This window comes from Neobacillus sp. PS2-9 (assembly GCF_030915525.1).
Taxonomy (GTDB): Bacteria; Bacillota; Bacilli; order Bacillales; family Cytobacillaceae; genus Neobacillus.
This window is the reverse complement of the sequence record NZ_CP133269.1, coordinates 3,758,890-3,784,823: the sequence shown is the minus strand read 5'-3', so window position 1 is coordinate 3,784,823 and position 25,934 is coordinate 3,758,890. Positions and strand designations below refer to the sequence as shown.

Annotated in this window: 24 protein-coding genes and 2 riboswitches; of the genes, 18 read left to right on the top strand and 6 right to left on the bottom strand. The window is 37.9% G+C overall.

Annotated elements, in window-relative coordinates:
- The first annotated feature begins 215 nt into the window (after positions 1-215).
- From RCG25_RS19015 to RCG25_RS19005, 3 genes are all read left to right on the top strand, one after another.
- Complete coding sequence (locus RCG25_RS19015; protein ID WP_308080384.1) at positions 216-1,229, top strand: 2-oxoacid:acceptor oxidoreductase family protein; 1,014 nt, start codon at positions 216-218, stop codon at positions 1,227-1,229.
- Positions 1,229-3,523, top strand: coding sequence for a thiamine pyrophosphate-dependent enzyme (locus tag RCG25_RS19010; RefSeq protein ID WP_308080383.1), 2,295 nt, complete (start codon positions 1,229-1,231; stop codon positions 3,521-3,523). The genes RCG25_RS19015 and RCG25_RS19010 overlap by 1 nt, the downstream gene beginning before the upstream one ends.
- 127 nt (positions 3,524-3,650) lie before the next feature.
- Entirely contained in the window at positions 3,651-4,235 is a 585-nt protein-coding gene (locus tag RCG25_RS19005; protein WP_308084222.1) for a DUF2087 domain-containing protein, read from the top strand.
- 43 nt (positions 4,236-4,278) lie between these two features.
- On the opposite strand, the gene mtnK is transcribed toward RCG25_RS19005, so the two are convergent.
- Together mtnK and RCG25_RS18995 are read right to left on the bottom strand one after the other, a co-directional pair.
- Positions 4,279-5,463 (bottom strand): S-methyl-5-thioribose kinase, encoded by a 1,185-nt coding sequence (gene mtnK, locus RCG25_RS19000; RefSeq protein WP_308080382.1) that lies wholly within the window; start codon positions 5,461-5,463, stop codon positions 4,279-4,281.
- 99 nt (positions 5,464-5,562) lie between these two features.
- A riboswitch (SAM riboswitch) is annotated at positions 5,563-5,724 on the bottom strand.
- Positions 5,725-5,827: 103 nt separating this feature from the next.
- A complete protein-coding gene (locus RCG25_RS18995) occupies positions 5,828-6,613 on the bottom strand; it encodes a carbon-nitrogen family hydrolase (protein ID WP_308080381.1) in 786 nt (261 codons plus the stop codon).
- A 120-nt stretch (positions 6,614-6,733) separates the two neighbouring features.
- Between RCG25_RS18995 and RCG25_RS18990 the strand changes: the two genes are divergently transcribed.
- From RCG25_RS18990 to RCG25_RS18965, 6 genes are all read left to right on the top strand, one after another.
- Entirely contained in the window at positions 6,734-7,912 is a 1,179-nt protein-coding gene (locus RCG25_RS18990) for a pyridoxal phosphate-dependent aminotransferase (protein WP_308080380.1), read from the top strand.
- Positions 7,913-7,990: 78 nt separating this feature from the next.
- Positions 7,991-8,100: riboswitch (SAM riboswitch) on the top strand.
- A 74-nt stretch (positions 8,101-8,174) separates the two neighbouring features.
- Entirely contained in the window at positions 8,175-9,386 is a 1,212-nt protein-coding gene (gene mtnW, locus RCG25_RS18985; RefSeq protein WP_308080379.1) for a 2,3-diketo-5-methylthiopentyl-1-phosphate enolase, read from the top strand.
- Positions 9,387-10,061 carry a 2-hydroxy-3-keto-5-methylthiopentenyl-1-phosphate phosphatase gene (locus RCG25_RS18980; protein ID WP_308080378.1) on the top strand — a complete coding sequence of 225 codons (675 nt, stop codon included), beginning with the start codon at positions 9,387-9,389 and terminating at the stop codon, positions 10,059-10,061.
- The gene (locus tag RCG25_RS18975; protein ID WP_308080377.1) at positions 10,055-10,684 is read left to right on the top strand and encodes a methylthioribulose 1-phosphate dehydratase; all 630 of its coding nucleotides are present in this window, start codon (positions 10,055-10,057) and stop codon (positions 10,682-10,684) included. The genes RCG25_RS18980 and RCG25_RS18975 overlap by 7 nt, the downstream gene beginning before the upstream one ends.
- Before the next feature lie 26 nt (positions 10,685-10,710).
- A complete protein-coding gene (locus tag RCG25_RS18970) occupies positions 10,711-11,244 on the top strand; it encodes a 1,2-dihydroxy-3-keto-5-methylthiopentene dioxygenase (RefSeq protein WP_308080375.1) in 534 nt (177 codons plus the stop codon).
- Positions 11,245-11,618: 374 nt separating this feature from the next.
- Complete coding sequence (locus RCG25_RS18965) at positions 11,619-11,861, top strand: Spo0E family sporulation regulatory protein-aspartic acid phosphatase (protein WP_308080374.1); 243 nt, start codon at positions 11,619-11,621, stop codon at positions 11,859-11,861.
- Positions 11,862-11,917: 56 nt separating this feature from the next.
- Here the strand turns inward: RCG25_RS18965 and RCG25_RS18960 are convergent, their stop codons facing one another.
- Positions 11,918-12,649, bottom strand: coding sequence for a ZIP family metal transporter (locus RCG25_RS18960; RefSeq protein WP_308080373.1), 732 nt, complete (start codon positions 12,647-12,649; stop codon positions 11,918-11,920).
- Between the two features lie 395 nt (positions 12,650-13,044).
- Here RCG25_RS18960 and RCG25_RS18955 point away from each other — a divergent pair, with 395 nt between their 5' ends.
- Genes RCG25_RS18955 through RCG25_RS18940 form a run of 4 tightly spaced genes read left to right on the top strand, consistent with a single transcriptional unit; the run spans position 13,045 to position 16,508 of the window.
- Entirely contained in the window at positions 13,045-13,869 is an 825-nt protein-coding gene (locus tag RCG25_RS18955) for an electron transfer flavoprotein subunit beta/FixA family protein (protein ID WP_308080372.1), read from the top strand.
- A gap of 35 nt (positions 13,870-13,904) precedes the next feature.
- Positions 13,905-14,936 (top strand): electron transfer flavoprotein subunit alpha/FixB family protein, encoded by a 1,032-nt coding sequence (locus tag RCG25_RS18950; protein ID WP_308080371.1) that lies wholly within the window; start codon positions 13,905-13,907, stop codon positions 14,934-14,936.
- A complete protein-coding gene (locus RCG25_RS18945; RefSeq protein WP_308080370.1) occupies positions 14,929-16,224 on the top strand; it encodes an FAD-dependent oxidoreductase in 1,296 nt (431 codons plus the stop codon). Before RCG25_RS18950 ends, RCG25_RS18945 begins: the two co-directional genes overlap by 8 nt.
- A complete protein-coding gene (locus RCG25_RS18940; protein WP_040204690.1) occupies positions 16,224-16,508 on the top strand; it encodes a ferredoxin family protein in 285 nt (94 codons plus the stop codon). Before RCG25_RS18945 ends, RCG25_RS18940 begins: the two co-directional genes overlap by 1 nt.
- 139 nt (positions 16,509-16,647) lie before the next feature.
- Here the strand turns inward: RCG25_RS18940 and RCG25_RS18935 are convergent, their stop codons facing one another.
- The gene (locus RCG25_RS18935; protein WP_308080369.1) at positions 16,648-16,995 is read right to left on the bottom strand and encodes a hypothetical protein; all 348 of its coding nucleotides are present in this window, start codon (positions 16,993-16,995) and stop codon (positions 16,648-16,650) included.
- Between the two features lie 223 nt (positions 16,996-17,218).
- On the opposite strand from RCG25_RS18935, the gene RCG25_RS18930 reads away from it, so the two are divergent.
- Complete coding sequence (locus tag RCG25_RS18930) at positions 17,219-17,743, top strand: hemerythrin domain-containing protein (RefSeq protein ID WP_308080368.1); 525 nt, start codon at positions 17,219-17,221, stop codon at positions 17,741-17,743.
- 20 nt (positions 17,744-17,763) lie between these two features.
- Here RCG25_RS18930 and RCG25_RS18925 read toward each other — a convergent pair whose 3' ends face one another.
- On the bottom strand, positions 17,764-19,002 hold the full coding sequence (locus RCG25_RS18925) for an MFS transporter (RefSeq protein WP_308080367.1): 1,239 nt from the start codon (positions 19,000-19,002) through the stop codon (positions 17,764-17,766).
- A gap of 139 nt (positions 19,003-19,141) precedes the next feature.
- Here RCG25_RS18925 and RCG25_RS18920 point away from each other — a divergent pair, with 139 nt between their 5' ends.
- From RCG25_RS18920 to RCG25_RS18910, 3 genes are all read left to right on the top strand, one after another.
- Positions 19,142-20,122, top strand: coding sequence for a phosphotransferase enzyme family protein (locus RCG25_RS18920; RefSeq protein WP_308080366.1), 981 nt, complete (start codon positions 19,142-19,144; stop codon positions 20,120-20,122).
- A 128-nt stretch (positions 20,123-20,250) separates the two neighbouring features.
- Complete coding sequence (locus tag RCG25_RS18915) at positions 20,251-20,691, top strand: MarR family winged helix-turn-helix transcriptional regulator (RefSeq protein ID WP_308080365.1); 441 nt, start codon at positions 20,251-20,253, stop codon at positions 20,689-20,691.
- A gap of 93 nt (positions 20,692-20,784) precedes the next feature.
- Positions 20,785-22,479 carry a M3 family oligoendopeptidase gene (locus RCG25_RS18910; protein WP_308080364.1) on the top strand — a complete coding sequence of 565 codons (1,695 nt, stop codon included), beginning with the start codon at positions 20,785-20,787 and terminating at the stop codon, positions 22,477-22,479.
- Positions 22,480-22,523: 44 nt separating this feature from the next.
- Here the strand turns inward: RCG25_RS18910 and RCG25_RS18905 are convergent, their stop codons facing one another.
- Positions 22,524-24,674 (bottom strand): ATP-dependent Clp protease ATP-binding subunit, encoded by a 2,151-nt coding sequence (locus RCG25_RS18905; protein ID WP_308080363.1) that lies wholly within the window; start codon positions 24,672-24,674, stop codon positions 22,524-22,526.
- A 202-nt stretch (positions 24,675-24,876) separates the two neighbouring features.
- Between RCG25_RS18905 and RCG25_RS18900 the strand changes: the two genes are divergently transcribed.
- Positions 24,877-25,926, top strand: a complete 1,050-nt coding sequence (locus tag RCG25_RS18900) for a YkvI family membrane protein (RefSeq protein WP_308080362.1) — start codon at positions 24,877-24,879, stop codon at positions 25,924-25,926.
- Positions 25,927-25,934: the final 8 nt, after the last annotated feature.

Genomic DNA, 25,934 nt, shown 5'->3' with positions numbered 1-25,934 from the left:
CATATTAATGTTTCTTCGGAAAAATATTAATGTGTTTCAAAAAAATTCTCTTATGTTTGACTTTTGTCACAGCTTAATATATTTGAATGTCTTACAATGATCGTGGGGAAGTTAATTTTTTATGACATTTTCAAGGTGTTTTTATGAACGAATAAGAGTAGCGCAAAAGGCTCAAATGCCATGTGTATACTTTTTTAACAATGGGGAGGGACATTATGTCTATTTTACCGAAAAAAAATGAACTAGGATTTTTTGAAATTCGCCTTGAATCAATCGGAGGCTTAGGTGCAAACCTAGCTGGAAAAATGTTAGCGGAAGCTGGTGTTCTTAGTCTTGGGTTGAAGGGTTCCAACTTTTCATCTTATGGCTCAGAAAAAAAGGGTTCTCCTGTAAAGAGCTTTATCCGTTTTTGTGAACCAGATGTAGAAATTAGAGATCATAGTCCAATTGAACAGCCACATATCGTTGGTGTTTTCCACGAAGCCCTATATAAGACAGTTAATGTTGTCAGTGGCTTAGGTGCTGAGGGAATCGTTCTAGTAAATACAGAAAGAGAATTTGATGAAGTAAAAAGGGATTTACAACTAGAAAATGGAACTTTGGCCATTATTGATGCCTTAAGTATTGCGGTTGAAGAAAAAACAAAAGTAAATACAGCGATGCTCGGTGCTTTATACCGAATACTAGACTTTCTAGATCCAGAATCAATGAGAGATGTTATACGTAAAACATTTACAAAGAAATATCCTCATCTTGTTGAACCAAATATTCGTACGTTTGATCGTGGATATAATGAAGTGAAATTTAAAACCTATGAAGTTCTAGAAGGGGCGGAGGGTAAAGCCTTCACTCGTCCACTTCCGATGCTAGGGTATACAACCCAGGAAATCGGAGGGGTCTTAGTTTCACAAGCAAATAGTATTTTTAAAGATTTAAGTGGTTCTCGTCAAGGTTTCCTTCCAGAATTCCAGCAAGAAAAATGCATACATTGTGCTGCTTGCGACAACGTATGTCCAGATTTCTGTTTCGTTTGGGAAGAAGGAGAAGATAAGCGCGGCAGAAAGCAAATGTTCCTTAAGGGAATTGATTATCAATATTGCAAGGGCTGTTTAAAATGCGTGGAGGCATGTCCAACAGATGCGCTCGGAGATTTACGTGAAATGATTGGGTATGCAGACGCTAACCGCGTGAAGCAAAACTTTCCTTATGTTACAGGAGGTAGTTTCTAATGGCAACTTTAGATGATAAATTAACAACTCAAGCGATGGCCGAACAAATTTCAACTTTTGAATCAGGTAATGAAATGGCTGCAATGGCTGCAGCTCAAATCAACTATCATATCATGGGGTATTTCCCAATTACACCATCTACTGAGGTAGCGCAATTTCTAGACCAAATGAAAACTCGTGGCGAGCATGATATTAAATTAATCCCTGCAGATGGTGAGCATGGTTCAGCGGGTATTTGCTATGGTGCTGCTGCTACTGGTGCTCGCGTATTTAATGCGACAAGTGCAAATGGATTACTATATATGATTGAACAGCTTCCTGTACAATCAGGTACTCGTTTCCCAATGGTAATGAATTTAGTTACACGTTCTGTCAGTGGTCCACTTGATATTCGTGGAGACCACTCTGACCTTTATTATGCATTAAACACTGGCTGGGTTATTTTAACAGCCAAAACACCGCAAGCTGTCTATGATATGAATATTATGGCACTAAAAATTGCCGAGCATTCAAAGGTACGCTTACCAGTTATTGTAGCGTATGATGGATTCTTCACTTCACATCAAAAGCGTAGGGTAGAATTCTTCAAGGATCGTCGCGTTGTTCAACAGTTTGTTGGGGAGTGCCCAACAGATTACAATTTTGCTAGAGACCCTAAAAAACCAGTTACCATTGGTGCACATATGAGCGGTGATGATTTTATTAATAATCATTTCCAGCAATCCGAAGCCATGTATAATGCTGGTGAGGTATTTAAAGAAGTAGCTGCTGAATATGCGAAACTATCTGGTAGAGAATACCCAGTTCTTGACTTATATAAAATGGAAGATGCAGAAGTGGCGTTATTTTTATTAAATTCCGCAGCTGAATCAGCTAAGGATGTCGTTGATCAGCTCCGTGCAAAGGGAATTAAGGCAGGAGTCATTAGTCCGAATATTATCCGCCCATTCCCTGCGAAGGAAATTCGTGAAGCACTTAAAAACGTGAAATCGTTATTAATTGGGGAACGTGCCGATTCATATGGAGCTAATGGTCCGAATTTAACACATGAAGTGAAATCTGCTCTTCAAGATGACCGTAATAATCAAACAATTGTTTTAAGTCGTGTTTTCGGTCTTGGAGGAAAAGATTTCTATGCAAGTGATGCTGAGAAATTCTTTGAAATGGCTATCGATACGATGGAGAAAGGCTACGCCGAAAAACCATTTGATTACTATGGCCATATTCCAGGTAACCCTGAAAAGATCCTTAAGCCGGTTATTTTACCGCAACATGGAGATGTATATAAATCCGGTCTAATCGATGTGAAAATGGATGAGGAAACCAATAAGTTAAAAGTGAAAATCCCACCGCTTCGGGCTCTTACTGGTAAACCAAAGAGAATCGCTTCTGGTCATGGAGCTTGTCCAGGATGTGGAATTTTTGCCGGCCTTGAGCTATTCTTCAAAGGGATAGAAGGAGATATTGTTACTCTATTCCAAACAGGTTGTGCTTATGTTACAACAACCGCTTATCCGCATACATCTCATAAGCAAACGATGATGCACAACTTGTTCCAAAATGGCGCTGCAACCTTATCAGGTACAGTGGAGGCTTTCATGGAATTAAAACGCCGTGGTGAGATTCAAGTATCAGATGATGCTACGTTTGTTATGATTACAGGAGATGGCGGTATGGACATCGGAATGGGATCTGCAATCGGTACTGCTCTTCGTGGACATAAATTGATTATGCTCGAATATGATAATGAAGGTTACATGAATACAGGCTCTCAAATGTCCTATTCTACACCAATTGGCCATATGACAAGTACATCTGGAGTTGGTAAGACACAGAGAGGAAAAGCCTTCCATCATAAGGACACGGCTCAAATTATGGCTTCAACTAATATTCCTTACGTATTTACAGGTTCAGAAGCGTTCCCACAAGACCTTATCAAAAAGGGTGCAAAAGCACAGTGGTATGCGCAAAATGTCGGAACGGTGTATGGAAAACTTCTAATCACTTGTCCACTTAACTGGAAATCTGATGACCGTTACGGTGCAACAATCATTGAAGCGGCTGTAAATTCCTGCTTCTTCCCACTTTATGAAGTAGAGCAAGGAGTTACAACGATTACGTATAACCCAGAAGAAAAGAACAAACGAATTCCACTGGCTGATTGGTTAAAATATATGGGTAAAACTAAACATTTGCTAAAAGATGAAAACAAGCCAATCTTAGAAGATTTTGAAGCAGAAGTAGAAAAAAGATGGCAGCGTTTAAAAGCTAAACACGAAAGTCCAATGCTATAAGTTAGAAAGAAAAAGCAAAGTGTCATGTGCACTTTGCTTTTTCTTTTGATTTTCTTATTGACAGAAAAATTAAAGTTTGATATATATCTAATTAGATGAATATCGAAATTGAGAGGTGTATATGATGATGCAGCTAAACCGTTTAGTAGCGTTTTATAAAACAATGGGTGATCCAACGAGAGTCAGGATCGTTGCTCTTTTAGCTAAGGGTCCTCTTCATGGTCAGGCGATTGCAGGTAAACTAGGATTAACGGCACCAACCATCACACATCACTTGAAAAAACTGAGGGAAATTCATGTGGTATATGAAAGAAGAGATAAAAATACGATTTACTTCTATTTAAATGAATCTATGATTAAACAACAAGCACAAGTATTAACGCAGTTACTTGAGAAAAAAGGAGAGGAGTTGGGGAATATGGTGGAATCTAGTTTAGAAAGACAAAAAGTTCTTGAGAATTTCTTTACTAAAGATGGGAAATTAAAAAGCATTCCTGCTCAGAGGAAGAAGAAATTAATCGTCTTTGAACATATCGTAAAAGGGTTAAAAGCAGGTAAAAAATACGAAGAAAAAGAATTAAACGAGTATATCAAACAATTCCATGATGATTATGCAACTATACGGCGGGAATTCATAATCAATCATTACATGTATCGGGAAAATAGTATATACGAACTAAACCCAGAAGAAATGTGGGCAAAACCACAATAAAGAGAGGAGGTTGACCTTCTATAAGTCAACCTCTTTGTTTTTCCTAGAATCCTTCTCTGACTGTACGAATGAAAGCAGTGAGGTCTTTTATTTCTTTTCTCTGTTTGACAAGGATTTTTCCAAGTTCTAAAGAATGACGCTTCGCTGCTAATCTTGTTTGCTCATCCTCAACTCCATCCAAATCCGCTACATGGGCGAGTCCGATGGTTCTTCTGATCAACTCGCACCCAGCAAAACCGATTGTATCCTCAAAGAATTTAGCCAGCTGAAAGCGTAAGAATGAAGGGGTCTTAGCTAATGGTTCTTTGTTTTCCGTATTCCATAATTGTGAATATTGTTCTTCAAAGACATTCCAAACAGTTTCAATATGAGTGATAAACAATTCACGTTTTGGCACATTCACAATGACTTGGAAGAGTAAATTAGCAAAAACTTGACCAATGTCAAAACCGGCAGGTCCGTAAAAAGCAAATTCAGGATCAATTACTTTTGTTTCGAAATCGTCGGCAAAGACACTTCCTGTATGCAGATCTCCATGAAGAAGTGATTCCGCTTCTGTTAAGAAACTTCTTTTTAAAACAGTAACTTGAAACTTTAGCTCCTCGTCCTGCCAAAGAGCTTCCACTACTGGTCGGAGGTCAGATTCAAATTCATTTGTTTCTGCGTCTAAAAATGGATCTGTAAAAATTAAATCCTCAGTAATCTTGCATAGCTCTGGGTTAATAAATTGTTGTACTTTTGCCTTTTTCTCCGCTGGAGTTAGCGCATAATCTGAGGTGAAAAATAAAGTTCTAGCCAGGTACTCACCTAAATGTTTAGAAATGAGGGGATAGGTCGCACCTTTTATAAATCCTGTTCTAGCAATTAAGAGATGGGATAAGTCCTCCATTACAGTAACAGCTAAAACATCATCTGTGTAATATACCTGTGGTACGAAATTTGGAGCAATCTGACCAAAAGTTTTTAAGGCTTCTGCTTCAATTTTCGCCCTTTTAAGTGTTAATGGCCAGCTTTCACCCACGACTTTTGCATAAGGGAGAGCTTGTTTGATAATGATACTTTTCCCTGAATCTTGATCAACCAAGTGGAATACAAGGTTAAGATTGCCATCACCAATTTCCTTACAAGATAAGTTTGCTTTTTCAGAGAAAATATTTAAATTTATTGATAATTCGATAGCAGATGCTTCAGTTAAAGGTTTGTACGTTGTCTGTTTTAGTAGACTCATAATAAATTCCTCCTTATTTTGGAGGCTCTGTTGTACTTTACGCACAAAAAAGCCTCTTTCTTGTCTGAAAGAGGCTAGAAGATGTATGTTTCTTCGCACCTCTTATCTCTCAGAAAGAACATCCTTCTGTTGGAATTAGCACCGTGCCTTTTAGGGAGTTCCCCTTTACCTATCTCATGATAAGCGCCCCGCTTTTCAGTGGGGTAAGGTCGGTTGCTGGGCTTCAAAGGGCCAAATCCCTCAGCCAGCTCGTGATAAGAGTAAATCTAATATTCTATTTTTTCAGTATGATAAAAACTATAACAGGATAAAAAGATAGGTGTCAACAAAATTTTGAAAATATTATTAATTTTTAAATTTGAAACTAACGATAGTATTCTGGCTTTCTATCTGCGAAGATAGGGATTTGTTTGCGGATATCTTTAACAAGATCCATGTTTAATTCTGCAGATAGAATTTCCTCTTCATCCCCAGCTTCTGCAATCACTTTTCCCCAAGGGTCAATAATCATACTGTGACCAGCAAATTTGTTATTTGGATCACTTCCTGACCGGTTGCAGGCAACAACATAACATTGATTTTCGATTGCTCGAGAAATTAGTAAGGCCCGCCAATGTGCTAACCGAGGTTCAGGCCATTCTGCGACCACAAATAGTGCTTCCGCACCATGAGAAGTATGGGTGCGTATCCATTCAGGAAAACGGATGTCATAACAAATGACTCCCGCAAAATGACGATTTTCTAATTGGAATAACCCTTTTTCTGTACCAGCCTCTAAATATAAATGCTCATCCATAAGCTTAAACAAATGTAATTTACTATATTGGTGAACCAACTGGCCTTCTTTGTTTATGATAATCAAAGTATTTTTTACTCCGCTATCATTGCGGTTTGCAACAGATCCTCCAACGAAATGAACTTGGTATTTTTTTGCTGCCTCCTGTAGAAACTGAATCGTTTGTTTCGCTTGGTCATCTGCAATTTTATCAAGTCGTGTTAAGTCATATCCGGTGGTCCAGAGTTCAGGTAAGACGAGAATGTCAGGCTTAGTTTCCATTGCTTTTTCAATCAGTCTTTCAGCAGAATGATAGTTTTCATATGGATTACCAAAGGCGATATCCATTTGTATACAAGATATGTTTAATTTCATAGAATTTTCCCTCCGGTTCGAAAAATCAGAATTTTTTCTTTACAAGCTGTTATAAAAGTTATATCATTTGTGACTAGAATTTCAACAAAAATTTGTAATGAATAAGCAGGTGAGAGAGTGATGAAACAATTTCCACCATCAGAGCTTTTAAATAGTCTGCCAAAACAATTTTTTGCAGGCCTTGTAAAGAAGGTTGGAGAGTATATTGCCGAAGGGCATGACGTTATAAATTTAGGACAAGGAAATCCAGATCAGCCAACGCCTGAGCATATCGTGTCAAAATTACAGGAGGCGGCAGCTAATCCCATCAATCACAAATATTCTCCGTTTCAGGGGCATAGATATTTAAAACAGGCAGCAGCTGATTTTTACTTGAGAGAGTATGGAGTAACGATCAATCCTGATAAGGAAGTGGCTATTCTTTTTGGCGGCAAAGCAGGACTCGTAGAGATTCCACAGTGCTTGTTGAATCCAGGGGATACCATTCTTGTGCCAGATCCCGGTTATCCAGATTATTGGTCAGGTGTGGCTCTGGCAAAAGCGGAAATGGTTACAATGCCATTGAGGGAGGAAAATGCATTTTTACCTGACTACAACGAACTTTCTTCCGAATCGTTAGTAAAAGCAAAGGTCATGTTTTTGAATTACCCAAATAATCCTACCGGTGCTGTTGCCACTGAAGAATTTTTCAAAGAAACAGTGAAACTGGCAAACGATCAAAATATTTGCGTTGTTCACGATTTTGCTTACGGTGCCATTGGTTTCGACGGTCAGAGACCTATAAGCTTCCTAGAAACCGAAGGGGCTAAAGAAGTAGGAATCGAAATTTATACTTTATCTAAAACCTACAATATGGCTGGCTGGCGTGTAGGATTTGCTGTAGGGAATGAAAGTGTGATTTCAGCCATTGAACTCCTACAGGATCATCTGTATGTAAGTTTGTTCGGAGCTGTTCAAGAAGCGGCAGCTACAGCTTTAACTGCATCACAAGAATGTGTAAGAGAATTGAATGAACTATATGAGCGAAGACGTAATGTATTAATTAACGGACTTCGGTCGATAGGTTGGGATGTAACCGCACCAAAGGGATCCTTTTTTGCTTGGCTTAAGGTGCCAGAAGGGTACACATCTGGACAATTTGCTGAAATTCTACTTGATCAAGCCCATATAATGGTCGCACCAGGTATTGGTTTTGGTGAATATGGAGAAGGCTTTGTTCGAGTAGGATTATTATCATCCGAAGAACGGTTAGCTGAAGCTGTCAGAAGAATTAGTTGTTTAGAAATGTTCAAAAAATAAGTTGACAAATGTTTTTTTTCTTGCGATAATCCAAAATAAAGTTTAACAACTTATTAATGTGAATAAATACGAATCGTTTTCTTATCAAGAGCAGGTGGAGGGAAAAGCCCTATGAAGCCCGGCAACCGACTTAACTAAAAGTTAAGCACGGTGCTAAATCTTGCAGCAATCTGGCTGAAAGATGAGAAGATGTTAGTTTGTGATGCTAACCTCTTCTTTTCGAAGGGGTTTTTTATGTTTTTTGGAAAGGAAGTTGAAAATAATGTCTGAAATAATTGCTACATATCTTGTACATGATGAAAAAAATCCGGAGAAAAAAGCAGAGGAAATTGCTCTTGGATTAACTGTTGGTTCTTGGACAAATCTTCCTGAGCTTGAGCAGAACCAATTACGTAAGCATAAGGGCCGAGTCGTTTCCATCGAAGGGAAAGACTCGGAAAGAGACGGTCTAGCAATAATTCGGATTGCCTATCCAACCATTAATTTCTCTACTGACTTGCCAGCAATCTTAACCACTGTTTTCGGAAAACTGTCCTTGGATGGAAAAATAAAATTACTAGATTTGCAGTTTGATGATCACTTAAAGAGTCATTTTCCTGGACCAAGATTCGGTATCGATGGAATTCGAGAAAAAATAAACGTATATGATAGACCATTAGTGATGAGCATCTTTAAAGGCGTACTTGGTAAGGACATACACTTTTTGGTAGAACAGTTAAAGCAGCAAGCTCTTGGTGGTGTTGATTTAGTCAAAGATGATGAGATTCTTTTTGAAAATGAATTAACACCTTTTGAAAAAAGAATTACCGCGGGAAAACAAGTCTTAAATGAAGTTTTAGAAGAGACTGGTCATAGAACGCTGTACGCAGTAAACCTGACTGGGAGAACCTCACAACTTAAGGAAAAAGCAAAAAAAGCAGCTGAGCTGGGAGCAGATTTACTATTATTTAATGTCTTCTCCTATGGATTAGATGTCCTGCAAGAATTAAGAGAGGACAATGAAATTGGTTTGCCTTTAATGGCACATCCAGCAGTAAGCGGGGCATTAACTTCTTCATCCCAATATGGCTTTTCCCATTCTTTGCTCCTTGGAAAGCTTTTACGTTATGCAGGTGCTGATTTATCACTGTTCCCATCTCCATATGGAACGGTGGCATTAGAAAAAACATCTGCACTCTCGATTGCAGCTGAACTGACGAAAGAGGATGTTTATAAAAAAGCTTTTCCAGTGCCATCAGCGGGAATACATCCAGGGTTGGTATCCTTGTTAATTCGTGACTTTGGAATTGACTCCGTAATCAATGCAGGTGGTGGCGTTCATGGGCATCCAAACGGTGCTCGTGGAGGTGGCCTTGCCTTCCGACAAGCAGTGGATGCCATTCTTCAGGGAAACACACTCTCAGTAGGAGCGGAGCAGTACCCTGAACTTAATAAGGCACTTCAGCTTTGGGGAAATGCCGAGGTGACGGTCTAAATGACAAAGCCGGTTATTTATTGTGATTTTGATGGAACCATTACAGAAAGTGATAACATCATTGCTATAATGAAACAATTTGCTCCCCCTGAATGGGTGGAAATCAAGGATTTAATTCTTTCTCGTCAGATTTCAGTGAATGAGGGTGTGGGGAAATTATTTTCCTTATTGCCTAGTAATAAGAAGAAAGAAATAACTGAATTTGCAATTGAAAATGCAAAAATCCGACCAGGCTTTAAGGAGTTTGTAGGGTATGTTCGTGAAAAGGGAATTCCCCTCTATATTGTTAGTGGCGGTATAGATTTTTTTGTCCATCCGATTTTAGCAGAATACGCTCCTTTTGATGGAGTGTATTGTAATCATTCTGACTTTTCCGAAGAAACAATTAATATACTTTGGCCACATGAATGCGATTCCTCTTGTAACAATGATTGTGGTTGCTGTAAGCCTAGTATTATGCGTAAACTGAACAATTCAACGGAGAGTTTTAAAATCGTAATAGGCGACTCTGTGACCGACCTAGAGGCTGCTAAACATGCTGACTTTGTGTTAGCAAGGGATTTACTTCAGGAAAAATGTGTGGAATGGGGTATTAACCATCAAGGGTTTCATACTTTCTTTGATTGTATCGAGGAAATAAATAAAAGAATTGAGGTGGGTGAGCTAACATGTTAAAGGAAAGATGGGTAGAATTAGCCGATATTAAGGATGAATTGGCAGAGAGAGATTGGTTTATGGGAACAAGTGGAAACCTTGCCATTAAAGTGAGTGATCATCCGCTTCAATTTTTGGTGACAGCCAGCGGAAAAGATAAACGTAAGCGGACTTCAGAAGATTTTTTATTAGTGGATGAATTTGGCCGTCCGGTAGAAGAGACTCATTTAAAACCGTCAGCAGAGACACTTCTTCATGTGGAGATTTATCGCAAGACAAATGCTGGTTGTAGTCTTCATGTTCATACCATTGATAATAATGTGATTTCAGAGGTGTATGGTGATCATGGAGAAGTTACGTTTAAGGGTCAAGAGTTAATTAAGGCTTTTGATAAGTGGGAAGAGGATGCTGTTTTAAAGATACCTATTATAAGAAATTATGCACATATTCCTACACTTGCAAATAAATTTTCAGAAAATGTTTCCGAAGACAGCGGTGCTGTACTAATTCGAAACCATGGAATCACAGTGTGGGGACGAAATGCATTTGAGGCAAAAAAAATCCTAGAAGCATCAGAATTTCTATTCCGCTACCAACTGCGGTTACTAGAACATAAACCATACCAATTATTTAAGGTAGTTTAAAAAAATACAGGAGAGGTTGATACAATATGGCATATATTACATTTCAAAAGAAAGAAGAACAAATTCACGAGCAGGAGGCAGTTGCAAGCTTCCTAGAAGGTCAGGAAGTTATTTATGAAAACTGGGATATTAGCAAACTCCCAGCAACGTTAGTAGAAAAATACCTTTTAAGCGATGAAGAAAAAGAGGAAATATTAAATACATTCGCTGCAGAGATTGAAGATATTTCTGAGAGACGTGGGTATAAAGCACAAGATGTGATCTCATTATCCGAAAACACACCAAATCTTGACGTATTACTTACTAATTTTAAAAACGAGCACCATCATACAGATGATGAAGTTCGTTTTATTGTAAGTGGTCACGGGGTATTTGTTATTCAAGGTAAAGATGGAGAGTTTTTTGAAGTTCATTTAAATCCTGGTGATTTGATCTCTGTACCAGAAAATACAAGACATTATTTTACCCTTGAAGAAGACAGAAAGGTTGTTGCAGTAAGAATTTTTGTTACAACCGAAGGCTGGGTTCCTATTTACGAAAAAGAAGAAGTAAACCTATAAGAAAGGAAAACTGGCTGTAGCAATGCAGTCAGTTTTTTTATCTATTTTAGAATTCATTTTTCGGAGTTGGAAGTATTTTGGAAAAATTTTATCAGTAGCTTAATAATCCAATCAAAATAAAAGAAACTTATTCAATCATTTTCCTTCCTATTTGCGTAAGGTAAAATTTGTCATAAAGCAATCGAAGGGAGGCGGAGACAATTGTCGTAAAAGCTTGAAAAAAACGAAGGAATTTGTCGAAAAACGAAAGAAATAGAATGTTTTGTCTACTTTTGCGAATGTATTTACTTTTAAAGAAATTCTTGTCATAATTCTTCAAGTAGTCAACTTTTTTAGCGAATTACAGTAACAGGGTAATGATTAGGAGGATAACATTGTACAAGGATAGTATTAATCAAAATGATATGATTGAACAGATAAGGGCCAAAAGGGAATTAATGATAAATTGTGCAAACACGTTGGGCTATACAAGTGAGGAAACAATTAAATACAGCCAGGAGCTAGATGAATTAATTAATGATTACCATAGGGTAATGGGACAAGCTTCCAGGCCAAATGAAGAAGTTAAAATTGCTTTTAAACAAATGATTATGATTTGGCCTAAAGTATTAATCTAACTGGAATTTGAGAGGTACAAAACAGCGTAAAAATACATTGAAAAATGCTTGTCCTATTAAAAAATATTAATGATTAACACCATAATTAAAAGCCCCATTATAAACGCATAGGTTGATACTCGCTCATTTCCGTCTCCATGGCTTTCGGGAATTAATTCTTTATAAATGATATATAACATCGCACCTGCCGCAAAAGATAGGCCGTATGGAACTAGGCCTTGAACAAATGAAGTTAAAAAATACCCTAATAATGAAGTTACAATCTCAATGGCACCTGTTAAGGTCGCTATGATGAAGGCCTTCCATTTACTAATTTGCTGGTTAATTAAAAAGAGAGCGACAAGAAGGCCTTCCGGAGCATTTTGAAAACCAATTGCTAATGCGATTAAATTTCCAGTATCTCCTTCTGCAGATGCATAGCTAACACCAACAGATAGACCCTCAGGGATATTATGTAAAGTAATGGCAGCGATAATTAACAAAGCTTTTTCATCGAAATGAATTCCCTTTTTACTATGTTGTAAGTCAATATGGGGAATATTTTTTTCCAAGAGAGTTAGTACACCTACCCCTAACCAAACACCGACAAAAAGTGATATATATCCTCCATATTTGAGGGCCTCCGGAATCAAACCAATAGTAGAAGCTGCCATCATAATGCCTGCACTAAAGGCTAACAATACGTCCTTCCATCGATGTGTAATAGAATGATGAATAAATAAGATCAGTAACGCTCCAACTCCTGTTGATAAAGCAGAGAGTACACTCCCGAAGATTACCTCATTCATTGCTTTCCTCCTTCCTTATAATCATAAAATCTACAATTTTAGACAGTACTGTGATTTTTATCATTGTTTATATCCCAATATTTCATATAGTTATAGTAGTGCTATATTTATACATTCTTACATCATGATTAACTACATATCTTACCACAATTTGTTATTACTTCAAATTTTTTTATTAGTTATATCCTACTCCCTAGAATCTACCCAAGTTTGTCATGCTTATTTAGTTTATCCGAAATTTCATTTATCTTTGTAAGAAAAAAAAAGAAAACCATCATTGTTTGGTACTATGCTTGTGTTACGGTTCATATATCGTTAATAAAAGCATTTTTTATAACCAAAGGAAGCAAACGCTTTCACCAATATTAGACTATATGGAGGAGGGAAAGTCCTACATGCACATTGTCGTATGTGTCAAACAAGTACCTGATACAAAAATCATTAAAATCAATCCTAAAACAAACACACTCGACCGCCGAAGTGCTCCAGCTATTTTGAATCCTTACGATGCACATGCGGTTCAAGAGGCTGTGAAAATTAAGGAAAAAACGGGAGGTACCATATCGGTATTGTCTATGGGACCACCGCAGGCAACGGCTGTTATTAAAAAGAGTATAGAAATAGGTGCAGATAGAGGCTATTTGATTTCTGACCGTGCTTTTGCGGGTGCAGATACACTTGCAACAAGTTATGCCTTATCTAAAGCGTTGGAAAGAATCGGTAAGGATCTCCCAGTAGATTTAGTAATTTGTGGGAAACACGCTATCGACGGAGACACAGGACAGGTTGGACCAGGAATCGCAAGAAGGATGGATATTCCACCAGTCACGAATGTAATTGAAGTTACGGAAGTCAATCAAGCGGAGAAAACCATTTTAATCAAACGAAAATTAACCAACGGATATGAACTCATTCAGTCTGAGCTACCTTGCTTATTAACAGTTGAAAAAGAAATAAATGCAATCGACTATTCTCCAATGCCGAACATGATTAGTGCAGCTAGATATGAACCTATTATCTGGGCAGTAAGTGATCTAGAGAATGTTGAACGTTCTCAATTAGGACTTAAGGGTTCACCGACCATTGTAGGTAAGATGTTTACACCTCCACGACCAGAGGGTGGTAAAAAACTTGAGGGTACTGCTGATGAGCAAGTGAAGCAGCTCATGGAATTGTTATCAGAGAAAAAAGACCTGTTAACAATCCAGTCATCAAAATAACAAAGATTAATCAGTTGCCGCAAGGAGGGGTTTACATGAATCTAGACGATTATCGTGGAGTCTGGGTCTTTATAGAACAAAACGAAGGTAAAATAGAAGGCGTTTCACTTGAATTGCTTGGAGCCGGCAGAAAGCTGGCAGATAAACTGCAAGTTCCCTTAGCAGGATTCTTATTAGGAAGTGAAATTAAACCATTAGCAAATCAGGTAATAGCCTATGGTGCTGATGAGGTGTATGTCATCGATCATCCGGTAATGAAAGATTATCGGACTGAATCTTATATGAGGGGTGTTATGCTGCTGGCTCAAAAATATATGCCAGAGATTATCCTTTACGGAGCAACACCAAATGGAAAGGATTTAGCGAGTGCGGTAGCAACCGATTTATCTACGGGCTTAACAGCGGATACTACGATGTTGGATGTGGATACCGATAATAGATTGCTAGAAGCAAGCAGACCAGCATTTGGTGGAAATATTATGGCCACCATCCTATGTAAAAAGCATCGACCACAAATGGCCACTGTTCGACCGAAAGTAATGAAGGCATTAGAGCCAGATGCAGACCGTCTTGGTAAAGTCATTGAAGAAAAAATTTCACTGCAAGAAGAAGATATGCGGACAAAAGTACTCCAAATTGTGAATGACGTAACAAAAAAAGCTAATTTAGCAGAGGCACATGTCATAGTATGTGGTGGAAAAGGCATGGGAGATTTTCAAAATTTCCAGCTGATCCACGAGTTAGCAGAAACAATAGGTGCAAGTGTGGGCGGTACTCGTGATGTTGTAGAAGCTGGATGGCTACCGCATGAACAGCAAGTTGGGCAAACGGGAGAAACGGTGACTCCGAAGATTTATTTTGCTATTGGTATTTCAGGAGCAATTCAACATGTAGTTGGTATGAAAAACTCCGAGTTCATCATTGCTATCAACAAAGATCCAAATGCACCCATTTTTGATGTTGCAACATATGGAATTGTTGGAGATGCAATGGAAGTTCTACCTAAACTAATCGAGCAATTTAAGCAGCTCAGATCAGAAAAAGGCGGTGTTGTAAGCTATGCCTGAGAAATTTGATGTGATTGTCGTTGGTGCGGGTCCTGCAGGAACTTCCTGTGCTCTGACTTGTGCGAAAAATGGATTAAACGTTTTGCTTATCGAAAGAGGAGAATATCCTGGTGCCAAAAACGTAATGGGCGGAGTGTTATATCGAAAGCAAATGGAAGAGTTGATTCCTGAATTTTGGAAGGAAGCACCTCTTGAGAGACCCGTGATTGAACAGCGCTTTTGGATGATGGATAAAGAATCTGTTGTTTCCTTCGGCTATAAAGGTCTTGAGTGGGCCGTAGAACCATATAATAACTTCACTGTTCTCCGAGCACAGTTTGACCAATGGTTCGCGCAAAAAGCAGTCGAGGCCGGAGCGCTCCTAATCAACGAAACGGTGGTTACCGAATGTATTGTTGAAAATGGCAAAGTAGTAGGTGTGCGAACGGACCGCCCAGATGGAGAGGTATATGCCGACGTCGTTGTACTTGCAGACGGAGTAAACTCACTCTTATCTAAACAGTTAGGCTTCCACAAAGAATTTCGACCAGATGAAGTGGCATTAACTGTTATGGAAGTGGTTAATTTATCCAAGGAAAAGATCAATGATCGTTTTAATTTGGAAGATAACCAAGGCTGTACCATAGAGGTCTTTGGGGATTCAACAAAAGGTAACCTCGGAACAGCTTTTATTTACACCAATAAAGAAAGTATTAACATTGGAGTAGGTACTACTCTTTCCAGTATGATTAAAGCCAAATTAAAGCCGTATGAGCTGCTTGATTACTTGAAAACACACCCAATGGTAAAACCATTAATTGCGGGTGGAGAATCCGCAGAGTATCTTGCCCATCTCATTCCAGAAGGCGGATATCGTTCGGTTCCTAAGGTGGCTGGAAATGGAGTAGTTGTGATCGGTGATGCTGCTCAGCTTGTTAATGCCATCCACCGTGAAGGTTCGAATATGGCCATGCATTCAGGCATGTTAGCGGCTGAAACGGTAATAGAAGCGAAACATCGAGGCGACTATTCAGAGTCCAGCTTAAACCTCTATCGTGAGAAGTTATATGATAGCTTTATCATAAAAGATTTAGAGAAATATAAAGATGCTGCACATACATTTGAAAAGTATCCACAATACTTCAATGAATATGTTCCAATGATGAATAAAGCCATGAGCAAATTCTTTACGGTAGATGGAACACCAAAACGTGAAAAGCAAAAACAGATTATGAAGAGTGTCACTTCTGAAAGAGGAACGATTCGAGTATTGCAAGATATTTATCGTGCTTGGAAGGCGGTGAAATAATGTCAACGAAGAATATTGAAGAAAAACAGTATCTTCTCCGTTTTAAGTGTGACACGAAGTCTCATTTAACCGTACTTGATCATGATGTATGTATGACACAATGTCCCGATAAAATTTGCACAGTATTTTGCCCGGCAGAGGTGTATAAGTGGGAAGGAACAAGGATGCAGGTGGGCTACGAGGGTTGTCATGAATGCGGAAGCTGCCGTATAGGCTGTCCTTACCAAAACATCAAATGGGAGTATCCAAAGGGTGGACATGGAATAGTATTTAGACTTGCATAGAATAATAGAAAAAGTGTTGTTTGCGGCTTGCCGTGAACAACACTTTATTTATGTAAAAATATTAAATATCACTATATGTAGGTTTTTTCACAAGTGGGGGTAAAAAAGAGGTAAAGCAGAAGGTTGGTATGTTAGAGGCTTAGCTAATTTTCTCTAGTAGGGTTGAGGAGGATAGCTCATCTTTCTTGCCTGAAGCAACGAATGAAGAAGCTAGTTGGTTTGCATGATCCATGAACTCCATATTCTCTGAACAATAATAAGGCTTTCTCCAATTGAAATCACCGTCACAATCAGCGGGATATATGCTAACTTTCCAATTATAGTAAATGGTAGGTTGTGGGAGTTGTACCCCTTCTACAGCAATAAGCCAATGTGTATAAGGAGAATTAGGGATGGTAGCATCAGATTCCTTTAGTGCCTTTAAATCGTTAAAACCGATTGGGATTAATGCCTTTTGATAAAAGTCATGGTAATTTGGGGTTTTCATGTATTTTTGACCTCCCTTTCATGTTCTATCTTCATTATATGAAACTTTCAAACAATTTTTGTGTGATAAATGTTAAATTTTCAAAAAAATTAAAGCGGTTTCATAAAAATGACAAAAATACGACAACTATCCGCTTCTTTTTTAGAGATGTGACCTCTGTCACTACATAAATTCATAGTTAATTTTATACTTAGGACACAAATTACAATAGAGGTGAATGATAATGAGTGGTTGCATGAGTGGGTTTGGCGGTATGCCCCAAGCTGAATTAAGTGAAGGATTAAAACAACTTAAAAGTGAACATCCTCCATTATTAGAACAATTAGAGAAGCTATACACTTTAACACAAAACATTGACCAAGAGTTGAATGTTGAAGAAGATTTTATTGAATTAATTGAGCAGGTGAAAGCCTTTAAGGCAGCTTTAGACCCACATTCAGAAAGAGAAGAAGGCGTTCTTTTCCCAATGATGGGAACCTATATTGGAACAACCTCAGGACCTATTGCGGTAATGGAGTATGAACATGATCAAGCGAAAACCAATATCGGTTCTTTTCTAACAAATGCAGAAGTTACTGAAGCATCTACTGAAGAAAAGAAAAGGTTAGCTGAGTTAATCCAGAATGCCTATTTCATCTTAACCGAGCATTTCTCTAAAGAAGAAAATGTACTATTTCCAATGGCAGAAAGAATGCTAACAGATGAAGAAAAAGCTGAATTGTACAAAAGAATTCAAGAAATAAAGTAAGGATAGGCATTAGCCTATCCTTACTTTATTTGATTCCATTCCCACACCTTCTGATCAGATGGAAGTAAAAAAGCGATTAAACCGAGTAAGGGGAGTACCCCCAGCCATGTAATCATTGATTGTAAACCAATCCAGTCAGCAAGGTATCCTAACCCCACAGAACCAATTGCCCCCATACCAAATGCAAGTCCTACAGTTAAACCAGACATTGTCCCAATCTTTCCAGGAACTAATTCTTGTGCATAGACAACTGTCACAGAAAAACTAGTCATTAAAATAAATCCGGTAAAAATCAAAAAGATAAAGGCGATTGTTGGCGGTACATAAGGAATGAGAAACGAAAAAGGAACAGTTGCCAGCATGGAAAAGGAAATAATCTGTTTCTTTCCAAAACGGTCAGAAAGCGGACCTCCAAAGAATGTCCCAATTGCACCCGATACGAGAAAGGCAAATAAGAAAAGCTGAGACTGTTTAATGGTAAGTCCATACTCTTTAATTGCATAAAATGTATAGAAATTGGTCATTCCGGATGTGTACCAAGTCCTAGCAAAGATAAGTAACAGGATAAAGACGATTGTATTTTTAACTTCTTTGGACAACCCGTCTTTTTGATCCAACCCTGTTCTTTTACCTTTTGCTGTTTTAGGAGATTGGTTTAGTCTCTGATTATACCAACCTGCAATATAAATCAATAAAATCACAGCAAGAGCAGCAACAATGGTAAACCAAGATGCACCCCTCTGTCCTAGTGGGACTAGAATAAGCGCTGTAATAAGTGGGGCCAATGCCTGACCAGTATTTCCGCCGACTTGATAAATGGATTGAGCAAGACCTCGGCGATTCCCTGCAGCCATATAGGCAACCCTAGAGCCTTCAGGGTGAAACACGGCTGAACCGAGACCAATGAAGACAACAGCTAAGACAATCCAAGCAAAATTTGAAGCAAATCCTAATCCAAGTATTCCAACTAAAGTAAAAGTAAGTCCTATTGGCAAAGCATATGGCATAGGCTTTTTGTCAGTTACGAACCCGACTAGTGGCTGCATGACAGAGGAGACCATATTTAATGAAAAAGCAATGATCCCTAGCTGGGTGAAGCTTAACCCCATCGACTTCTCTAATATCGGAAACATAGCTGGTATAACAGCCTGAATCGCATCATTCAATAAATGACATAGCCCGATGATAAAGAGAATTTTAAACATGGTAGACTCTGAGGCTTTTGGCGTTTTAACGGGTAAAGCAGCTTGCTGACTCATTGACATCCCTTCTTTGTAAAAAGTGCAAATAGTTTTCTATCCATATCTTACTACCGATAGCCAAAAATAAGAAATATTTATTTCTGATTTTGGAATTTTTAAACTATAATGAAAGAATAATTGTTTCATAGGGGGATTTATGGAAAAGTCTGTTGAAGTATTGTTTACTCAAGAAGTTTTAAATCAATTTTTAACAAGGTTTGAATTAGAATTAAGAGTAAAGAAATTGGGAGACTTTGAGAATTATGTATTTGAAGTGTATCGCAATGACCAACCATTTGTCTTGAGGATTACCCATAGTTCACACCGCTCTTTAGGAGAAATAGAAGCAGAGCTAGATTGGATGAATTACTTGAACGAACATGGTGTTCATTGTCCAAAAGTATTTCCTTCCAAAAAGGGACAATTAATAGAATCCTTGGAGGCAGCGGATGGGTCCTGTTTTTATGCCTGTCTATACACCAAGGCTGAGGGATTTCCTGTTAAAATCAATTCTGATCAATACAATAACGAATTATTTTATGCCTGGGGTAGAGTAACAGGACATATGCATGCAGTGACAAAGCATTATAAACCGAAAAAAGGATTGAAATTACGCCCTTTTTGGCATGAAGAAGAACTCATTGATGTAAAAGCGTATTTTCCAGACGAACCGGAAATTATTAAGAATACTAATGACCTAATGAAAGAGCTAAGGGAACTTCCTCAAACGAAAGATAACTTTGGTTTAATCCATACAGATATCCATTCCGGTAATTTCTTTTATGATGGCACGAATGTCCATGTGTTTGATTTTGATGATTGCAGCTACCATTGGTTTACATCAGATATTGCCATTCCGCTTTATTATTCCATTTTTAATGGGCTACGTAATTCGAATAAACAGGAAAAAACCGAATTTGCTCATCGATTTCTAACTCACTTTACTGAAGGATATAAGGAATGTAATCCCTTACCGGAGAGATGGGAGGAACATTTACCTCTCTTTCTTCAATTAAGAGATATTACTCTTTATTCAGTTTTCCAAAAGAAGATCGCACCCGAAGACAGGGATGAGCGGTTAAATAAACTTATTAATGAGATACAATATAGGATTATCAATAAAGAAACAATTGTATAAACGATGTAGACGAAACCAAGTTGTGTCTCGTTTTTCATTTACATGCAAATTGACATAAGTAATAAATTTTTTTATAATAATTTTGAAATCAAGATAATTTTTAAAACAAATCTAAAGGATGAGTTTTTATGGAGCATGATTCAGTAGCAAAATCATTAAAGTTATTTATTGTCCTTTCACGAGCATATAAAGCGATTAATGAACATGTAAATAAAGTGATTCAAGCAAGCGGTTTAAACCCTACTGAGTTTGCTGTTTTAGAGCTTCTTTATCATAAGGGAGACCAGCCCATGCAGCAAATTGGAGGAAAAATTTTGCTAGCTAGCGGGAGTATTACTTACGTAGTGGATAAGCTGGAGCAAAAAAGAATGTTAAAAAGAATTGCTTGTCCAAAGGATCGAAGGGTCACTTATGCTCAAATTACGGAAGAGGGAAGAGCATTTATTCAAGACATTTTCCCAGAGCATGCAAATCAAATTGATCAGCTCATGTCTAGTCTAACTGATTCGGAAAAGTCGGAAGCGATTGATCTATTAAAAAAATTAGGTATACCTGCAGGTAAATTTTAATACGGCCAAAAGGTCGTATTTTTTTTGTAAAAGGAATATGATGGTAGAGTGTCGAAGAAATATATGCAGAAAACAAGATAAGGGGGATGTTTAATGAGCTTTGAAAACTATACATATGTACGCCCAAATTTAGAAGAAGTAACTGTTACATTCGATGCGTTACTGGAGCGTTTTAAAAGTGCAGCTTCAGTTGAGGAACAGAGTGAGGCTATGCATGAAATTAATGCACTTAGAAATGACATTGGAACCATGTTCAACTTATGCTATATTCGTCATTCCATTGATACAAACGATGAGTTTTATAAGCAAGAACAAGACTATATGGATGAAATTCAGCCTGAGGTTGAAGGTCTAGCTACAAAGTATTATCAAGCATTGGTAGAATCAACATTTCGCCGTGAATTAGAGGAAAAGTGGGGCAAGCAGCTTTTTGCTCTTGCAGAAGGTCAGCTTAAGACATTTAAGCCAGAAATTGTCCCATTACTTCAAAAGGAAAATCGTTTATCAACAGAATACACAAAGCTAATTGCATCAGCAAAGATTGATTTTGAAGGTGAAGAGAGGACTTTAACACAATTACAACCATTTACTGAGTCGACAGATAGAGATATGAGGAAACGGGCAAATGAGGCAAGGTTTGGGTTCTTAGCAGAGAATCAGGCAGAGCTTGATCGAATTTTCGATGATCTTGTAAAAGTAAGAACCGAGATTGCTCAGAAGCTTGGATACAATAACTTTGTAGAGTTAGCTTATTATCGAATGATGAGAACAGACTACAATGCAGAAATGGTAGCGAATTTTCGTCAGCAGGTGAAGGATTTTATTGTTCCAATAGCTACAAAACTAAAAGCTCGTCAACAAGAGAGAATTGGTCTTGACCAATTGAAATATTACGATGAGGGATTTATTTTTAAAACAGGAAACGCGGTTCCAAAAGGCAGTCCTGAATGGATCATTGAAAACGGACAGAAAATGTACGAAGAACTTTCAGAGGAAACGGGATCATTCTTCCGTTTCATGCAAGACAATAACCTTATGGATCTAGTAGCCAAAAAAGGAAAAGCTGCTGGCGGTTACTGTACATTTATTGAAAATAATAAAGCACCATTTATTTTTTCTAATTTTAATGGCACATCAGGTGATATTGATGTCTTAACGCATGAAGCTGGGCATGCTTTCCAAGTTTATTCTAGTCGTCACTTTGAGATTCCAGAGTACTATTGGCCTACCTATGAAGCATGTGAAATTCATTCCATGAGTATGGAATTCTTTACATGGCCTTGGATGGAGCTGTTCTTCAAGGAAGATACAGATAAATATAAGTTCTCCCATTTAAGTGAAGCCCTATTATTCCTCCCATATGGTGTATCTGTTGATGAATTCCAGCATTGGATATATGAAAATCCAACCGCAACACCAAAGGAACGTAATCTTCAGTGGCGTGAGATTGAGAAAAAATACTTACCACATAAGGATTACGATGGTAATGAATACTTAGAAAACGGCTGTTTCTGGCAGCGTCAAAGCCATATATACAATTCTCCATTTTATTATATAGATTACACGCTTGCACAAATTTGTGCCTTCCAATTTTGGAAACGTTCAAGAGAAAATCAAGAAGAGGCCTGGAATGATTATGTAAATCTATGTAAGCTTGGTGGAAGTATGTCATTTACCAAGTTAGTGGAAGCAGCAAACCTCATTTCTCCATTTGAAAACGGCTGTGTAGAATCAGTAGTTGGTGAGATTGAGAATTGGCTCAATTCTATTGAGGATAAAAAACTATAAGAAATAAATGAAAGAGGTTGACTCAGTCAACCTCTTTCACTTTTTTATTGAAACAGAACCATGTCAGAAACGACTTTTAATTGGCCATCTTCTAAAATGGCTTGTAACTTATTAGCATCTGGCTGTTCAAGGATAAAGTCAGCAATGGTATCTTCGAGTTGTTCCTGAATGACCCTGCGGAGTGGGCGTGCACCGAAAGCAGGGTGGTAACCAAGCTCAGCTAACTTTTCTTTAGCTTCTGACGTAATGTGTAACTCAATATTTTGTTCGGATAATGTTTCTTGTAATTCTTTTATCATTAAATCAACGATATATAAGATATTTTCACTGTCTAATGCGTTAAATTCAATGATATTATCAAAGCGATTTAGGAATTCCGGTTTAAAGAAGCTACCCAAAGAGTCAAGAATGGTGGCTTCTTCAACTGCCTCATTTGTACTAAAACCAACGTGGATTGATTTATGACCGACACCCGCATTACTTGTCATAATGATGACAGTATCCTTAAAGCTTACAATTCTTCCTTGGCTATCTGTAAGACGGCCATCCTCAAGAATCTGTAAAAACATATGTTGAACATCAGGATGTGCCTTTTCAATCTCATCTAACAAAATAATATTATAAGGATTTCTACGTACTTTTTCGGTAAGCTGTCCTGCCTCATCATGACCAACATAACCAGGAGGTGAACCAATTAATTTTGAAACGCTGTGTTTCTCCATATATTCGCTCATATCTAGACGAATCATGGCATCTTTTGTACCGAATAGTTCTTCAGCAAGTGTTTTTGAAAGTTCTGTTTTTCCGACACCAGTAGGACCAACAAAGAGGAAGGAGCCAATTGGCCGATTTTTTGACTTTAAGCCAGCACGACTGCGTCTAATCGCTTTTGCTACTTTTTTTACAGCCTTTTCCTGCCCAATGACTTTATGATTTAAATTTGCTTCTAAATCCTTCATCTTACACTGTTCTTCTTGTTGCAGTTTTCCAACTGGAATCCCTGTTTTTTGTTCAATAATTTCTTGAATATGTGAAACCTGAACAACCGGTCTTTCAGAGCTTGTATCTGTATTTAATGATTTCTCAAGCTGTGACTCTTCATCACGGAGTTTAGCTGCAGCTTCATATAGTTCCTTTTTAAGGGCTTCTTCCTTGGCAGCTGCAATCTCTTTTAAGCGGGACTCAATTTGTTCAGTACTTTTATAATCAGAGTTTAAATTTAATTTTGAACCAGCTTCATCAAGTAAATCGATGGCCTTATCTGGTAGGAAGCGATCTTGGATATAGCGCTGTGACAATTGGACACATGCATGGATGGCTTCATCAGAATATACCACTTCATGATAATCCTCGTACTTCTTTTGAATTCCTTTTAAAATTTCGACAGCAGCCTCTGCTGTTGGTTCAAGAACATGAACCGGCTGGAAGCGGCGTTCTAGGGCTGAATCCTTTTCAATCTGGCGATACTCTTTGAGGGTTGTTGCACCCACTACTTGTAATTCCCCACGTGCTAATGCAGGTTTCAAAATATTTCCTGCATCCATTGATCCTTCTGCAGAAACTGCACCGACAAGCAAATGAATTTCATCGATAAAAAGAATAATATTATTACGTTCTTGTAATTCAGTGATCAATTTTTTCATTCGTTCTTCAAACTGCCCACGAATTCCAGTATTGGAAACAAGGGAGGCAACATCTAAAAGATAGACCTCTTTATTCTTTAGTTTTCCTGGTACAGCTCCTTCTGCAATCTGAAGGGCAAGACCTTCAGCAATAGCTGTCTTACCTACACCAGGTTCACCGATTAATACGGGGTTGTTTTTGTTTCTTCTGTTGAGAATTTCAATGACACGTTTCACTTCATCTTCTCGACCGATAACTGGGTCTATAAGACCTGCTTTCGCCATGTTGCTTAGATTACGGCCGAATTGATCGATAAATCCACCATGTGAAGCTTTTTGTTGAGCTGTAAATGGTTCATTGATTTGAGAATCCTGTGGTACGTGATTACTCATAAACAGATTTTCAAAAGGAAAGCTAGGGAACGAGTTCATATGTGATCCAAAACTAGAACCCAAGGTTTGCTTTTCCTTCAAATAGCATTCCTGACAGAGTTTTATTTCCTTACGTTGGCCATTGATATTCATATTTAACTGTACATTTGCATGGTTTACATTACATTTTTGACAAAGCATAAGCAAATAACCTCCTAAAAATATATATAAGTTGTTTAACATCATCGTTTGACTTTGACTATCTTTGACTTTATGAGCATAGTATACTCTGACCTTTTTTGACTTTCAAGTGATTTGTTTATAGAAATGGTTGCCAATTACAGAAAAAAGCTCGTCTTTGTTTGTCCCTTAACTCATATATTGATGATAAGGGGGAGATGATGTGAGGAAAAATTGGCCAGCAGCCTTTCAAATTGCGGCAGTCTATGTTGGAACAGTGATTGGAGCAGGGTTCGCCACAGGAAAGGAAATCGTTGAGTTTTTTTCACGGTTTGGATTCTTTGGCTTTATTAGTATATTAATGAGCGGGTATCTCTTTATTGCATTAGGGTCTAAGTTAATGAGAATAGCTGCACAAATAAACGCAAAATCATATCAAGAGTTAAATGAGTACTTGTTTGGCAAATGGCCGGGTAGGGTTATTAACATATTTATGCTTTTTATGCTTCTAGGGGTAAGCGCAGTAATGCTTGCAGGTGCAGGGGCTGTTTTTGAAGAGCAGCTAGGTCTTGCTAAAAACCTGGGTGTGTTTCTGACGATTACATTATCCATTATTGTTATGTTAATTGGAACAAAGGGGCTTTTTGCAGTGAATAGTTTTGTGGTTCCACTGATGATTTGTTTTAGTCTCATATTGATGTCTTATTCCATTCAAATGCCTAATTTTTTAAATCAATTATTATATATACCCCATGCAGAAGATGGGTGGAAAAGTGTCGTGGCACCGTTTTCGTATACAGCCTTGAATCTTGGCTTAGCTCAGGCAGTTCTAGTACCGATTGCGTCAGAAATAAAAGATGATTGGACAATTAAATGGGGGGGAATTCTTGGGGGAATGGCCTTAACTCTTATCTTAATTGCTAGTCATTCAACATTGATTATGCTTCCAGATCTTGAACTATATGAAATTCCAATGGCCATTATTATGAAGAATTTAGCACCCTTTCTCCATGGCGTTTTTGTCCTTGTCATTTACGGCGAGATCTTCACTTCTGTCATTGGGAATGTTTTCGGCCTTGATCGACAGCTGAAACAATATATGGCCATCCCAACAATGGTATCGGTTTCGTCTATTTTTATCGTTTCCTATCTTATCAGCCTTGTGAATTATGGAACTCTGTTATCATATTTATATCCTTTATTCGGGTATATTTGTATGACCTTTTTTGTTTTACTTTGGATGAAACCTTTTAAACCAGCTGAAAAAAATTAAAGAGGCTG